At 60.3% G+C, this 14,131-nt stretch carries 12 protein-coding genes and 1 tRNA gene; 4 read left to right on the top strand and 9 right to left on the bottom strand.

Annotated elements, in window-relative coordinates:
* Positions 1 to 2: 2 nt before the first annotated feature.
* From NKH80_RS12470 to NKH80_RS12445, 6 genes are all read right to left on the bottom strand, one after another.
* Positions 3 to 707 carry a cytochrome c oxidase subunit 3 gene (locus NKH80_RS12470; RefSeq protein WP_352508764.1) on the bottom strand — a complete coding sequence of 235 codons (705 nt, stop codon included), beginning with the start codon at positions 705 to 707 and terminating at the stop codon, positions 3 to 5.
* Positions 704 to 2,473, bottom strand: a complete 1,770-nt coding sequence (gene ctaD / locus NKH80_RS12465; protein WP_254818346.1) for a cytochrome c oxidase subunit I — start codon at positions 2,471 to 2,473, stop codon at positions 704 to 706. The genes NKH80_RS12470 and ctaD overlap by 4 nt, the downstream gene beginning before the upstream one ends.
* Before the next feature lie 58 nt (positions 2,474 to 2,531).
* Complete coding sequence (gene coxB / locus NKH80_RS12460; protein WP_352991778.1) at positions 2,532 to 3,380, bottom strand: cytochrome c oxidase subunit II; 849 nt, start codon at positions 3,378 to 3,380, stop codon at positions 2,532 to 2,534.
* A gap of 270 nt (positions 3,381 to 3,650) precedes the next feature.
* Positions 3,651 to 4,997: a PQQ-dependent sugar dehydrogenase gene (locus tag NKH80_RS12455; protein WP_352876445.1), complete on the bottom strand. Its 1,347-nt coding sequence runs from the start codon at positions 4,995 to 4,997 to the stop codon at positions 3,651 to 3,653.
* The gene (locus NKH80_RS12450) at positions 4,997 to 5,446 is read right to left on the bottom strand and encodes a DUF2231 domain-containing protein (RefSeq protein ID WP_352991776.1); all 450 of its coding nucleotides are present in this window, start codon (positions 5,444 to 5,446) and stop codon (positions 4,997 to 4,999) included. Before NKH80_RS12450 ends, NKH80_RS12455 begins: the two co-directional genes overlap by 1 nt.
* Positions 5,447 to 5,574: 128 nt before the next feature.
* Complete coding sequence (locus NKH80_RS12445; RefSeq protein ID WP_254818350.1) at positions 5,575 to 5,931, bottom strand: SPW repeat protein; 357 nt, start codon at positions 5,929 to 5,931, stop codon at positions 5,575 to 5,577.
* A gap of 493 nt (positions 5,932 to 6,424) precedes the next feature.
* Between NKH80_RS12445 and NKH80_RS12440 the strand changes: the two genes are divergently transcribed.
* From NKH80_RS12440 to NKH80_RS12430, 3 genes are all read left to right on the top strand, one after another.
* The gene (locus tag NKH80_RS12440) at positions 6,425 to 7,519 is read left to right on the top strand and encodes a glycosyltransferase family 4 protein (protein WP_352508760.1); all 1,095 of its coding nucleotides are present in this window, start codon (positions 6,425 to 6,427) and stop codon (positions 7,517 to 7,519) included.
* Positions 7,520 to 7,766: 247 nt separating this feature from the next.
* Positions 7,767 to 8,621, top strand: a complete 855-nt coding sequence (locus NKH80_RS12435) for a class I SAM-dependent methyltransferase (protein ID WP_352991774.1) — start codon at positions 7,767 to 7,769, stop codon at positions 8,619 to 8,621.
* A 359-nt stretch (positions 8,622 to 8,980) separates the two neighbouring features.
* On the top strand, positions 8,981 to 11,560 hold the full coding sequence (locus NKH80_RS12430) for a bifunctional diguanylate cyclase/phosphodiesterase (protein ID WP_352508769.1): 2,580 nt from the start codon (positions 8,981 to 8,983) through the stop codon (positions 11,558 to 11,560).
* Positions 11,561 to 11,648: 88 nt separating this feature from the next.
* Here the strand turns inward: NKH80_RS12430 and radC are convergent, their stop codons facing one another.
* Positions 11,649 to 12,395 (bottom strand): RadC family protein, encoded by a 747-nt coding sequence (gene radC, locus NKH80_RS12425; protein WP_254818353.1) that lies wholly within the window; start codon positions 12,393 to 12,395, stop codon positions 11,649 to 11,651.
* 52 nt (positions 12,396 to 12,447) lie between these two features.
* Positions 12,448 to 13,275 carry a type I methionyl aminopeptidase gene (map, locus tag NKH80_RS12420; protein ID WP_254818354.1) on the bottom strand — a complete coding sequence of 276 codons (828 nt, stop codon included), beginning with the start codon at positions 13,273 to 13,275 and terminating at the stop codon, positions 12,448 to 12,450.
* Positions 13,276 to 13,575: 300 nt separating this feature from the next.
* On the opposite strand from map, the gene NKH80_RS12415 reads away from it, so the two are divergent.
* Positions 13,576 to 13,875 (top strand): DUF982 domain-containing protein, encoded by a 300-nt coding sequence (locus NKH80_RS12415; protein WP_352704499.1) that lies wholly within the window; start codon positions 13,576 to 13,578, stop codon positions 13,873 to 13,875.
* Between the two features lie 124 nt (positions 13,876 to 13,999).
* On the opposite strand, the gene NKH80_RS12410 is transcribed toward NKH80_RS12415, so the two are convergent.
* Positions 14,000 to 14,074, bottom strand: a tRNA-Glu gene (locus tag NKH80_RS12410).
* Positions 14,075 to 14,131: the final 57 nt, after the last annotated feature.

Raw genomic sequence — 14,131 nt, 5'->3', positions numbered from 1 at the left:
TCCTAGGTCAGCAACCCTCGGCAAATGTCGATTAAAGTCGAAGCCCAGCCGGCCAGAAGCGCAAAGATGGCGAGCCAGACGAAAAGCAGGAAATGCCAGTACATCGCGCACAGCTCGACACTGAGGCGAAGCCGCTGCGGCTGCGCTCCGTTCCAGGCACCGACGCTCGTTCTGCCCAGCCCGACCAGTCCTCCCAGTATATGCAGGCCATGCATTCCCGTTAGCAGGTAGAAGAAGCTGTTGGCCGGATTGGATGCCAGAAAATAGCCGTCCGCACTCAGTTCCCGCCATGCCACAAGCTGTCCAATCAGGAAGACGAGCGCCGTGAGTCCAGCTGTGGCGAGGCCGAGCCTGACCATGTCCACTTGACCCTTGCGCGCCGCGAGCGAAGCGCACTGTATCGCAATGCTGCTCAAGACCAGTACGCCGGTGTTAAGCCAGAGCAGGGGCGGGATGGGCAGAGGCCGCCAATCCGACAGCGCCATGCGCATGAAGTAAGCACTGGTGAACAGCGCGAACAGGCAGCCGACGACGGCAAGGAAGACGCCGAGACCGATCTTTGCGGTCGGCAGCGCCGATCGGTCCAGAGCGACAAAATCCCCGGCCATGCTTTGCTCGAGCCACGGCTTCGTCATTAGCCGCTGATGGGAAAGCCACCACCCAGCAATACCGGCGATCACGAGCAGGAAGACCAGGATTACGCTCATGCCGGCTCCCTGGAGGGCGCGAAGGAGCCCGGAACGTTTTGTGGTATGAAGTCCTCCTTGGCTCCCGGTACGCTGTAGTCATAGGCCCAGCGATAGACGATCGGCAAATCCTTGCCGAAATTGCCGTGGGCGGGCGGTGTTTGCGGCGTCTGCCACTCGAGCGTCGTTGCCCGCCACGGATTGCCGCCAGCCTCACGGCCATGGCGGATGCTCCAGATGAGGTTGAACAGAAACACAATCTGGGCAAAACCGACCATAAAAGCCATGATGCTGATAAACGAGTTCAGGTGGTGGGCCGATTCCGTCATGATCGTCATGTCGGTCAATTCGTTGTAGCGCCGCGGCACGCCCATCAAGCCGAGATAGTGCATGGGAAAGAAAATCAGATAGGCGCCGAGAAAGGTGATCCAGAAGTGGAACCGGCCCAGTGTCTCGTTCAGCATCCGGCCGGTGACCTTTGGGTACCAGTGGTAGATCGCCCCGAAAATCACGAGGATCGGCGCAACCCCCATGACCATATGGAAATGGGCGACGACGAACATCGTGTCCGACAGCGGAACGTCGACGACGACATTGCCGAGAAACAAGCCGGTCAGCCCGCCATTGACGAAGGTAACAATGAAGGCGAGGGCGAAAAGCATTGGAATGGTGAGGTGGATATCGCCGCGCCACAGCGTCAGCACCCAATTGTAGACCTTGATGGCGGTCGGAACGGCGATGATCAGTGTCGTGGTGGCGAAGAAGAAGCCGAAATAGGGATGCATGCCGCTGACATACATATGGTGCGCCCAGACTACGAAGCTCAACGCGCCGATGCCGACGATGGCCCAGACCATCATGCGGTAGCCGAAGATGTTCTTGCGCGCATGGGTGCTGATCAGGTCGGACACGATGCCGAAGGCCGGAAGCGCAACGATGTAGACCTCCGGGTGGCCGAAGAACCAGAACAGATGCTGGAACAGGATCGGGCTGCCGCCGCCGTGCTGCAACTGTTCGCCCATCTCGACGATCGCCGGCATGAAGAAGCTGGTGCCGAGCGCCCGGTCGAGAAGCATCATCACGCAGGCGACGAACAGCGCCGGGAAGGCGAGCAGCGCCATGACGGTGGCGGTGAAAATACCCCAGACAGTGAGCGGAAGGCGCATCAGCGTCATGCCGCGCGTGCGGCCCTGCAGCACCGTCACGACATAGTTCAGGCCGCCCATAGTAAAGCCGATGATGAACAGGATCAGCGAGACGAGCATCAGGATGATGCCCCAGTCCTGGCCGCCGGGCGTACCGGTCATGATCGCCTGCGGCGGATAGAGCGTCCAGCCGGCACCCGTCGGTCCGCCGGGCGCGAAAAAGCTCGACACCAGAACCAGCACGGCCAGCAGATAGATCCAGTAGCTCAGCATGTTGACATAGGGAAAGACCATGTCGCGAGCGCCGACCATCAGCGGAATCAGGTAGTTGCCGAAGCCGCCCAGGAAGAGTGCGGTGAGCAGGTAGATCACCATGATCATGCCGTGCATGGTGATGAACTGGTAGTAGGCTTCCGGGGTGATGAAGTCGAATGTGCCGGGGAAGCCGAGCTGCAGCCGCATCAGCCAGGAAAGCACCAGCGCGACCATGCCGATCGCTGTCGCCGTCGCCGAATACTGGATGGCAATGACCTTGGCGTCCTGCGAGAAAACGTATTTCGTCCACCAGCTGTGCGGATGGTAGAGTTCCATTTCCGCGACTTCGGCCGGCGGTACCGCATCTGCAGGTGTGATATCGACCATAGGAACACCTCCGTGCCCTTTTCGGCCAGCCCGACAGTTCGGGCTTGCCGCACTATTTTCAATCCCGACGGCGCACCGTCGTTTCGGTTTCCTGCTCTGCCGAGCCCATCTGTTGGGGCGCGGACAGCTGCGCAAAAGTCTGCTGCTGGCCAAGCCACGCCAGATAGTCTTCCTGCGTATCGACCATGACCACGCCATGCATCATCGGATGTCCCTGGCCGCAGAGTTCGGCACACAGGACCTGGAAGGTTCCGGTCTTGGTCGGAGTGAACCAGAAATAGGTGACCGAGCCCGGGATCATGTCCATCTTGGCGCGGAATTCCGGCACGTAGAAATCGTGCAGCACATCGATCGAGCGGAGCAGCATCTTGACCGGTTTGCCAACCGGGAGGTGCAGGTCGGCCGCTTCCACTACGACATCGTCCTGGCCGTTGGCATCGGTGGCGATGACGCCGAGTGGATTTTCAGCGTTGACGTCGCGAGTGTCGGATGTGCCGAGCTTGCCGTCCTTGCCGGGCAGGCGGAAACTCCATTGCCACTGCTGGCCGACGACTTCGACCTCGGTTGCGTCGCTTGGAACGTTAACGAACCGGCTCCAGACGAACAGGCCAGGAACGAGCAAAGCCGTGACGCCAACCGCGGTGACGACCGTCAGCCAGGATTCGAGCCGCCTGTTCTCAGGTTCATATGCCGCCTGATTGCCTTCCCGATGACGGAAGCGGAAGACGCAATAGGCCATGAAAAGAACCACGGCGGCGAAGACGACGCCGGTGATCCAGAAAGTTATGATGATGGTGTTGTCGATATAGTCCCAGTTCGAGGCAATCGGCGTCCACCACCATGGGCTCAGGAAGTGGAACAACACCGAGCCCACGACTATCAGAACGAGTACAAGCGCAACGGCCATGTCCCGGTTCCTCCCGGTATTCCAAGCGGCGCAAGCCGTCCCGGGAAATACCAAGTGCATCATAACTTGATTTGCGATGAAAATTCTAGAGCCGGCTGTGGGAAGGGCAAAAATACCATTCGCGGCGCTGGCGGTCCTTCGGTTCGGCGGTGACAGCGGAAGGCAATGGCGAGCACGCCGAATGCGCCTGGCAGAACCACCGGAACGGCGATCGCCGGGGATACCTTCCACCTGCTCGACCGACAGCTCGACGAAGGGAGCGGCGTCACCTTATTTGCCGGCAGATGTCACCCGCCAAACTGTGTTGCCGACGTCGTCGGCTATGAGCAGGGCCCCGGTTTTGTCGACAGCCAGGCCGACAGGCCGGCCGCGCGCCTTGTTGTCCTTGTTCAGGAAGTCGGTCACCACGTCGGTAGCGACGCCGCTAGGATGGCCGCCGTTGAATGGTACGAACACCACCTTGTAGCCATTGAAGCGCGTGCGGTTCCAGCTGCCGTGTTCGCCAACGAAAGCGCCGCCGCGATATGCCTCGGGGAGGTTGTTTGCCGTATAGAAGGCCAGTCCCAGAGGGGCGACGTGGGAACTCAGCGCATAGTCCGGAACGATCGCTTTCGCGACCAGGTCCGGACGCTGGGGCATGACGCGGGGATCGAGATGCTGGCCATAATAGCTGTACGGCCATCCGTAGAAGCCGCCATCCTTTACCGAGGTCAGATAATCCGGCACGAGATTGGGGCCGAGCTCGTCGCGCTCATTGATCACGGCCCAGAGCGCCCCGGTCTGCGGCTCCCAGCTCAGGCCGTTTGGATTGCGCAAACCGCTGGCGAAAATGCGCGACTGGCCGGTGGCCCTGTCCACCTGCCAGATGGCGGCGCGGTTCTTCTCGGCCTCGATGCCGTTTTCGGCGACGTTGCTGTTCGAGCCGATGCCGACATAGAGCAGCGAGCCGTCGGGGCTTGCCACCAGGCTCTTCGTCCAATGGTGGTCGATCGGGCCGCCGGGCAGGGCGGTTAGCGGCGTTCCGGGCGCGGTGATCTTGGTTTCACCGGTGTTGTAGGGATAGCGGACGATGGAATCGGTATTGGCGACGTAGAGATCGCTTCCCACCAGCGCCACGCCGAAGGGGGAGCTCAGGTGGTCGAGGAAGACGCTGGTCAGCTCCGGCTTGCCATCGCCGTCGGCGTCGCGCAGCAGCGTAACGCGGTTGCTCGGGCCGCTGTCGCCGCCCGAGGTGACCCAGGACTCGATCCAGCCCATCACCAAATCCTTGGGCCGTTTGATCGGTTCGCCGCCCGGCGCCTTGGACTCGACCACCAGGACATCGCCATTGGGCAGCACATAAAGCGACCGCGGATGCTGCAGGCCGTTGGCAAAGGCCTGGATCTGGAGCCCCTGCGCGACGGTCGGCTTTTCGTCGTTCTTCCACCCGACCACGGAAGCGAGATGCATGGGCGGGAAGAAATATTGGATCGGCTCGGGCAGGTTTGGATTCGGCCCTATCTGACTGCTGGGATCCGGGTCGTTGCCGCTGCACGCTGCAAGAGTGATCGCCGCAGTGCAAATGAGCACGGACACCGTGATGCGCCCGGCTTGTCTGATGGAGCTTTCTACGCGCATCAATCCGCCACTCCGACGTGATGCCGGTAAACCATGGACCAGCCCAGCCAACCGGTGAAGATGAGGATGAGCACGACAACCGCCGAGAGGATCAAGCCGGTAGGAACGATGGAGGTCCATGCATCGCGGGTGTGCACGAGCATGTTGATGATGGACAACGCCAGCGCCAGCAGATTGCCTAGCACGTGCGGCAAGGCGGGGGGCTGTGCTCTTATCAGCGGATTGGCCAGGAAATCGATCAGCCCCGCGATCGCTGCAAGGCAGCCCATGATCACGCCGACGGTAACCAGCCAAGCGGAGAAGTCAGCCCACATCATCTCCGCTGTTCGCCAGTAGGCCAGATCCGTCAGCAGGGTGCCGACGAAGCAGGCGATCGGAAACGGCACCAGCATCGGATGAACGGGATGTCCTGCAATCCTGGCCGTCGAACGCGGATTGTCACCGACCATGATGCGCCATCCTTCTTGGTTCTCGTCCAGACAACCGCCTACCCGGCCTCCGGCGGCTGTTGCCGAGAGGCCGGCAGACGACCGATCGATCTGTCAGGCCCAAAAAGGGCGCTGGCTGGCTGCGCCTGCTAGGCGGCCGACTGGGTCGGCGGGTTCTGATACATCATCCAGAGCTCGATCGCCGCCAGCACCGCGACCAGAATGCCGATCACGACATGCACGGTCATCGCCGTTGTCGCCTGGAATCCAAGCACCCAGGGCGATACGAGAACCCACAGCCCGACGACCAGGTTCACCCACTCTTCCCACACGGCAAATGCTGCGAGGGCGGCAACCGACAGCACGACGATCAAGATTCCGCTGCCGAGGGCGTTCTGCGTCTGCGGGCCTGCCGCAAACGTGAAGATCCAGGGAGAGAAGAACAGAATTGCCCCAAGGATCAGGTTGGCTACGTCACAGAGCCTGGCGTTTGTCCACTGGTTCATGGCATCCTCCATAGGGAGCGTTTATGGCTCCCGAGTTCGGCAAGGTGGTGCCTGAGTTCGGCGAGATGCGCCCGAAGCCGCTCACTCCGTGTCACGGTAGTGCCCTGCCCAGCTGGAATTCGCATCTGGCGGTACTCCAGCCAAATCCGGCTATCTAACTGAATTCCGGGCTTTATGTTCCATTCGGCACCGGCACGCCTGGATCACTTGGTGGTGATCGAGCGATCCAAAGCTGCCTGTCAGGGGGCGGCGGGGCGGCGGCGCGTAGCTCATTCTGTCTTTTTATCGAGCCGGTGAAACATTTCTTATGGATCGCAGTTCTTGGATCCAGAGGAGTTGAATAAGGGCAACCTGCTTGCACGGGAGGAGCACGGAAGGCACAACTATAAATACGCTCTGCATAGAATACTTCGCAACGAGAAGCTCTCGCTTGTCTTGGTTGCCGCCGAAGCTTGTTTGAAAGACGGCGGTCGCCGCCGAAAAGATTTTCTAAATGAAAATAGCCCAGATCGCGCCACTAACCGAATCCGTGCCGCCCCGAACCTACGGTGGAACCGAGCGAATTGTTTCGTATCTGACCGAAGAACTTGTCCGACAGGGCCACGAGGTGACGTTGTTCGCCAGCGCCGATTCTCGTACCTCAGCCGAGCTGGTGCCGTGTTGCGACGTCGCGCTGCGCCTGAATCCCAGGGTCCAGGACGGTGGTCCGCACCACGTCATGATGCTTGAACGGGTGCGCCGGCGAGCCGATGAATTCGACGTTTTGCATTTCCACGTCGATGTTCTGCACTTCCCCATCATTCGGGATTTTGCCAGACGAACGGTTACCACGCTTCACGGCAGGCTCGACCTGCCCGATCTGGCGCAACTTTATGCTATGTTCGACGATGTTCCCCTGGTCTCGATCTCCTTCGACCAGCGCCGGCCCGTGCCGCCAGTCAATTGGATTGGAACCGTGCATCATGGCCTGCCACGCGATCTTCTGCCATTCCACCCGAACACCTCTGGCTATCTTGCGTTTCTCGGTCGCATCTCGCCGGAAAAGGGGCCGGAAGCGGCCATAGAAATAGCAGTGCGGGCGGGGTTTCCCCTGAAGATCGCCGCCAAGATCGACAAGGTGGACCAGTCGTTCTGGAAGGAAAGGGTCGAGCCGCAAGTGCTGCGGCATTCGAACGTGGAGTTCATTGGCGAAATCGATGAGCGGCAAAAGGCGGATTTTCTGGGCAATGCGAAAGCGCTTTTGTTCCCGATCGACTGGCCGGAACCCTTCGGGCTCGTGACGATCGAAGCAATGGCCTGCGGTACGCCGGTGATTGCGTTCCGGCGTGGCGCCGTCCCGGAGATCATCGATGACGGTGTGTCCGGATGGATCGTGGATACGGTGGAGGAAGCTGTGGGCGCGCTCCGGCGCATAGACTGCCTCGATCGCGCACGAGTGCGGCAGACGTTCGAGAAGCGGTTCACGGTCGAGCGCATGTGCAGCGATTATGTGGCACTCTACCGAGCACTCACGAACGGCACGGCGGGCGCAGGTGCCCCCACAAACGAACTCTCCCGAAATGTCGCGATGGTGGCTGTGCCGGGCTGAGGAACCGACAATCCACATGCAGACCACGAGGATGGCGTCAGGTGCGCCTGCAGGGTCTTATTGCCAAGCGCGGCGACTGCGCCAGAAGCCTTTGATCTGCGGCAAGCGTTCCAGAAGCTATGGTGTCCGCGAACGGTGGCAAACTGCCGCCCGGTCCGGATTGACGCGCGATACTTTCGCTGCAAAGGTAGTTTAACGACTTGTTTACCATGCGTCAGTCAGGGGTGGGGGGAATTTGGAACGGTTTTTGGGTGCGAACCGCCTTAATTGGGATGATCGGGCCGAACTGCACTCGACCGACACAACGGGCAGCTACCACATCGAGAATGTGCTGGCCGGCGGATCCAATCTCTACGAGCTGGAAACGCGCGAGGTCGGCGATATTGCCGGCAAGGATATCGTCCACCTGCAGTGTCACATCGGCCTCGACACGATCAGCCTGAAGAATCTCGGCGCAGGCAGTGTGACGGGGCTCGACTTTTCACCGGCGGCGATCGCGGCGGCGCGGGATTTTGCTGCGAAGGCAGGCACCGACGTGCGCTTCGTGGAAGCGCCACTGTTCGAAGCGGTGGAAGCGCTCGGTCGGACCTTTGACATCGCTTACGTTACATGGGGCTCGGTAAACTGGCTGGACGACGTTTTCCGTTGGGCGCGGGTGGTTGCCGACCTCCTGAGACCCGGCGGCCGTCTCTACATGGCCGAGGGCCATCCATTGATGTTTCAGTGCGATCGAAAGGCCGCGGCCCTGGAATTGAAGCACGACTGGCGAACGCCGATAGCTCGACCGCTCGCCTGGAACGAGGAACTGACCTACACCGGCGATGACCGCATCTTGAAGCATCCTCGCTATTATGAATGGATCCACCCGATCAGTGACGTGGTGAATGCGCTGATTTCAGCTGGTCTGACGCTCGATTTTCTCAATGAGCATGACACTGTTTCGTGGCAGCACTTTTCATTTGCCGTGCTGGCCGGCAAGGATATGTACGGCCTGCCAGAGAACTCTCCCAAGATACCGATGGCCTATTCCATTGGCGCGACGAAGCGCAGCATCGGCAAGATACCATACCTTGTGTCTCCCAAGGCGATCGAGGGGCACTAGTCCAGGTCGACGCTCCTGAGTACTCGGGTCGGAGCGTCGAAGTTTGCAATCGCTCGCGCTCCTCGATCTTCCGAAGGATCGCCGGCGCCAGCGCATCTCAACTCAATCAGTGGGACCATGTCAGTGGAAGTCGGCAGCTGGCTCCAACCGCTCGGGCCTGCAGCATCAGCAACGGGTCGGAAAGCGCAAAGCTCTAAGGAGCGTGAAGGTGACATTAAACATTGAAAGCTAATGTTTCCTCATCGGGTCGACCCGGGAACCTGAAATGGCACTTGAGGAATCGCCTATTGGCTTTTTTCCGCGCTAAGTTCGGCGGCATCAAGGAGGTCGTCTTTTCGTCGGCAAATATTCCGGCGGCGATCGCGCTTGTCGTCATACTTATCAGCGCCGCGTTCGCGGAGCACCAGAACAAAGTCGTCTCGGACCAGGCCGTCCGTGCGGACGTGTTGACCAAGGTCAATCTCATCCGCGCCAAGCTCGAAGGCAATATCAACGGAAACCTTCAACTCGTGCGTGGATTGGTCGCCGCCGTCGTGACCGAGCCTTATATGGGACAGCAACGCTTCGCCTCGCTGGCGAGCAATCTATTTGGCGCCGACTCGCAATTGAACAATATTGCCGGCGCGCCCGATCTGGTCGTTTCCCTGATGTACCCGATGGAGGGTAATGAGCAGGCGATGGGCCTGGACTACCGCAAGAACGAGCGGCAGCGTGCGGCTGCGCTGAGGGCGCGAGATGAACGCAAGCTGGTGCTTGCCGGTCCCGTCGAGCTGAAGCAGGGGGGACAAGGCTTCATCGGCCGCTTTCCGGTTTTCGTGCCCAGCGCGGGCAACACGGAAAGGTTCTGGGGCATTATTTCAGCCGTTGTCGACGTGCAGCGCCTTTACAAAGCGAGCGGCATGCTTGACGACGATCTCGGGATCGACGTAGCGCTGATCGGCAGGGACGCCCTCGGTCACCGAGGTGGTCAATTCTACGGCAATGAGGAGATCAGCAAAAGCGATCCGGTGACGGCTGACGTTTTGCTTCCTTCCGGCTCGTGGCAGCTCGCTGCCATTCCCGAGAACGGCTGGCCTTCGACGCCAAGTAACGCATGGTTGTTGCGCGCGATCATGGCGACGGCCGGGGCCTTGGTTGTGTTCCCTTTCCTGGTCACTGGTCGTCTGATAGGCGAAAGACAGCGCAATTATGCGGAATTGCGCCGATTGTCACGACGCCTCGAACTCGCTCTGGAAGCTTCGGCTATCGGGGTTTGGGAACACGATCTCGCGACCAACGAGCTTACATGGGATGAACGCGTCAATGAAATATATGGCAAACCAGCGGGGGAGCACCGGGGCTACACAGACTGGGCGGGAGCGATCCATCCAGATGATCTGGCTGGCGCCAACGCAGATTTCGATACGGCGGTGGCCAGCGGACGACCATATTTGTCGGAGTACCGGATTGTGCGCCCGAATGGCGAGGTCCGTCATGTCCGGTCCAAGGCGATCCTTTACCGGGCCACAAACGACACCCCAAAAATGATCGGCGCGGAATGGGACGTGACTGCCGACGTCCTGCTGAACAAGGATCTGGTTCGCGCAAAACAGCTGTCGGAGTCGAAAAATGCAGAACTCGAGTCGGCCAAGGCGCGCATAGAGCACATTGCGCTTCATGACTCGCTGACCGGCTTGCCCAACCGGCGTTACCTCGACCAGGTACTGGAAGACTACGCGGCAAACGCCAGGCGCTCAGGCGGGCGTGCGGCACTGCTTCACATCGATCTGGATCGGTTCAAGCACATCAACGATACGCTGGGCCACGCCGCCGGTGACGCGATGCTGGTTCACGCGTCGACAGTCCTCAGATCGAAGGTCGGCGACGAAGGATTCGTCGCCCGCATTGGAGGAGACGAATTCATCGTTCTGTGCGTGGTACGCGACGATACCAAGCAACTGGCGCTGCTTGCCGATCGGGTCATCAGCCAGATGCGCGAGCCCGTCTATTATCAGGGCCACCGGTGCCGTTTTGGCGTCAGCGTGGGTATAGCTGTCGACAACGGAAAAGATGTCGAAGCCAAACACCTGCTGGTGAACGCAGATATCGCGCTTTACCGAGCAAAGAGCCGAGGGCGCAATCGATACGAATTCTTCACTGACGCGATGCAAAGCGAAATCGTCGATACAAAACGGATTGCCGACGAAATTCTCGGCGGCCTCGAGCGCAACGAGTTCATCCCGTTCTACCAGCCCCAATTTGACGCAAAGACGCTCGAAATCGTTGGGGTTGAGGCGCTGGCGAGGTGGCAACATCCAGTAAAGGGTATTTTGGCGCCCGACATCTTCCTGAGGATTGCGGAAGAACTGAACGTCGTCTCGATCATCGACCAAGCCATATTGAAGCAATCGCTTTCGGATTTCGAAGAGTGGTCCGCTGCAAAACTTAACATTCCACGGGTGTCGGTCAATGTCTCGGCGAGGCGCCTTCAAGACGAGGAGCTTATCAAGAGCCTGCGAGAACAAGATATCAAGAGAGGAACAGTTTCGTTCGAGCTTGTTGAGTCGATTTTCCTGGACGAGAACGACGATCTTGTCACGTGGAACATCGAGCAAATAAAAGAACTGGGGATTGACATCGAAATAGACGATTTTGGTACCGGCTACGCTTCGATGGTCAGTTTGCTGAAGTTGCAGCCGCGCCGGCTGAAGATAGATCGGCAGCTGGTCACCCCAATCGTCAAATCGCCGCAGAGAAGGCAGGTTGTCTCGTCGATCATCGAAATCGGCAAATCGCTGGGTATCGAGGTCGTGGCGGAAGGCGTCGAGACGATGCAGCACGCACGGCTACTCAAGGGCCTGGGCTGCGACATATTGCAGGGTTATGCCTTCGGCCACCCGTTAGACTCCGAGGGACTTAAGACATTTGTCCGATCGCGGCGCCTGCGCACGGCCAGCTGAGCCTCGGCGCCAGAATTTATCGAGCCGACCGCCTTGAGGTTGCGGTACATAGGCGCACAGCGGACAAAGCTGAAAACAACGCCAAACCTCAGATCAGCAGCAGGCCCTTCATGCTGGAGTGGCCTTTCCTGCCGATGATGATGTGGTCGTGAACGGCAATGCCAAGCGGTTTGGCCGTCTCTATGATCAGCTTGGTCATCTCGATGTCGGCGCGCGACGGCGTCGGGTCTCCCGACGGATGATTATGCGCCAGAATGATCGCCGTGGCAGAGAGCTCCAGGGCGCGCCTGACCACCTCGCGCGGATAGACCGGTGTGTGGTCGACGGTGCCGACCTGCTGCACTTCGTCGGCGATCAGCGCGTTTTTCTTGTCGAGGAACAGGATGCGGAACTGCTCGCGCTCCTCGAAGGCCATCACCGACCGACAGTATTCGAGAACCTGCGTCCAGGTCGACAACAGCTCGCGGCCGGCGATCTCGCCGCGCGCCATGCGTTGCGCCGTTGCCGCAACCACCTTGAGGTCGAGCGCCACCATCGGGCCGATGCCCTTCACTTCCTGCAGGCGCTCGACGGGCGCGCCGAGGACCTCGGCCAATGTACCGAAGCGTGCCAGCAAGGCCTTGGCGACCGGCTTGGTGTCGGCGCGCGGGATCAGCCGGAACAATAGAAGCTCGAGCAGTTCGTAGTCGGGGAGGGTGTTAGGACTGGCGGCGAAGCGCTCGCGCAAGCGGTCGCGATGGCCGAGATAATGCGGCTTGTCGGCGGCCACCGCCTTCGCAGGCGATCGCACCGGCCTTTCGGGAAAGAAGGCCCGCTCGTCGTCGTCGCCGTTCATGGCTGCCCCACCCAGCATTTGCCGGGCACGGTAACGCCCGATCTGCCAGACACTAGGCCCGCAGGCCGGGGCGGTCGAGGTTTTTTGGCGACAGCGTGAAGATCTCGCAGCCGGTTTCGGTGACGCCGATCGTGTGTTCGTACTGCGCCGAAAGCGAACGGTCACGCGTCACCGCGGTCCAGCCGTCCGACAGCACTTTCACATGCGGCCGGCCGAGATTGATCATCGGCTCGACGGTGAAGATCATGCCCGGCCGCATCTCGACGCCTTCGCTGGCGCTGCCGTAATGCAGGATGTTCGGCGCGTCGTGAAACAGCCGGCCGACGCCGTGGCCGCAGAAATCGCGCACCACCGAGCAACGCTCGGCTTCGGCGTAGGTCTGGATGGCGGCGCCGATGGCGCCGGTGCGGGCGCCCGGCTTGATTGCCGCGATGCCGCGCATCAGGCACTCATACGTGACTTCGAGCAGCCGCTCCGCGGCACGCTTGATCGTGCCCACCGGATACATGCGTGAGGAGTCGCCATGCCAGCCGTCGAGTATATAGGTGACGTCGATATTGACGATATCGCCATCCTTCAACGGCTTGCTGTCGGGTATGCCGTGACAGACGACGTGGTTGATCGAGGTGCAGGATGATTTCGTGTAGCCGCGGTAGTTGAGTGTCGCCGGAAGCGCGCCATGGTCCATGCCGAACTCGAAGACGAAGCGATCGATCGCTTCGGTGGTGACGCCGGGCGCCACCATCGATACCAGTTCGTCGAGGCAGCGCGCCGTGAGATCGCAAGCCTTGCGCATGCCGATAAAGCCTTCCTCGTCGTAAAGACGGATCTGGCCGGTGTTTCTGAGCGGTGCCGTGGCGGCGTCGAGATAGGTGACCATTTTTGTCCGTCTGCAGGGATGCAAGGGCTGGATGAGCCCCCGCCAGAGAAATCTCCCCAGATTTGGCACTGGAAGGCGCAAGGTTCAAGGACGAACTGCCGGCGACGACCGAAGACCGGCGATATTCAGGTCTTTGGGGCACTCTCCTTGCCTGTAGCTGCCCATGCTCCCGACCGGTTCATTTGGCTACCGCAGTGACGACACATTTCTAGGTGAGAAGTCGGCCCAAGCATGAGCCGCCACGGCAACTTTTTGTGCCGAACGATGTTGCTGCGGGGGTATCGGTTCGGGAGAGGTCGAATGGACAGACTGCAATTTGCGGTGCCGGTGCGTATCGCGCCTGTGCCCGGCCAGCCGGTCGAGGAAATCTACAGTGTCGAGCAGGCGCTCGATTTGCTGCAAACGTGGCCGGTTCGCCGGAAGGGGCCAACCTACCAGGCCGCGTTCAATGCCTGTTTTGGCGCCACGGTGGACATCGTCGAGACCGAAGACGCATGGCGGGCCTTCATGGCCTTTTGCCGGGTGAGCGGCTTGCTTGCCAGGGACATGATGGTTCCTCCGCGCAAGCGCGGCGGCGAGGCGAGGGGGCTGAGGGCGTAGGGAGCCGTCGACACGATCCGCAGTCTGTCTTCGCCCCTTTGCTGACACCCCCTCAGAGTGGGTAGGGTCCAGCCACGCTTGCCAGCATCACGCTGGCGATAGACATATGCCAAGTTGAAATTGCTGGTACGCCCAAGGGGAATCGAACCCCTGTTACCGCCGTGAAAGGGCGGTGTCCTGACCGCTAGACGATGGGCGCGCTCAGATGTGAGCGCTTATAGTTGCGTCGCGACAAACCGGCAACCCGTCTGCCGCC

Origin of the sequence: Mesorhizobium sp. M0904, assembly GCF_040319475.1 — a bacterium.
GTDB lineage: Bacteria > Pseudomonadota > Alphaproteobacteria > Rhizobiales > Rhizobiaceae > Mesorhizobium.
This window is presented reverse-complemented; position numbering and strand designations above follow the sequence as displayed.

Excerpts from the sequence above, each read along its gene's own strand:
- radC (WP_254818353.1), bottom strand. The coding sequence starts at position 12,395 with ATGAACGGCGACGACGACGAGCGGGCCTTCTTTCCCGAAAGGCCGGTG.
- NKH80_RS12450 (WP_352991776.1), bottom strand. The coding sequence starts at position 5,446 with ATGGTCGGTGACAATCCGCGTTCGACGGCCAGGATTGCAGGACATCCC.
- NKH80_RS12455 (WP_352876445.1), bottom strand. The coding sequence starts at position 4,997 with ATGCGCGTAGAAAGCTCCATCAGACAAGCCGGGCGCATCACGGTGTCC.
- coxB (WP_352991778.1), bottom strand. The coding sequence starts at position 3,380 with ATGGCCGTTGCGCTTGTACTCGTTCTGATAGTCGTGGGCTCGGTGTTG.
- NKH80_RS12415 (WP_352704499.1), top strand. The coding sequence starts at position 13,576 with ATGGACAGACTGCAATTTGCGGTGCCGGTGCGTATCGCGCCTGTGCCC.
- map (WP_254818354.1), bottom strand. The coding sequence starts at position 13,275 with ATGGTCACCTATCTCGACGCCGCCACGGCACCGCTCAGAAACACCGGC.
- NKH80_RS12470 (WP_352508764.1), bottom strand. The coding sequence starts at position 707 with ATGAGCGTAATCCTGGTCTTCCTGCTCGTGATCGCCGGTATTGCTGGG.
- ctaD (WP_254818346.1), bottom strand. The coding sequence starts at position 2,473 with ATGGTCGATATCACACCTGCAGATGCGGTACCGCCGGCCGAAGTCGCG.
- NKH80_RS12440 (WP_352508760.1), top strand. The coding sequence starts at position 6,425 with ATGAAAATAGCCCAGATCGCGCCACTAACCGAATCCGTGCCGCCCCGA.
- NKH80_RS12445 (WP_254818350.1), bottom strand. The coding sequence starts at position 5,931 with ATGAACCAGTGGACAAACGCCAGGCTCTGTGACGTAGCCAACCTGATC.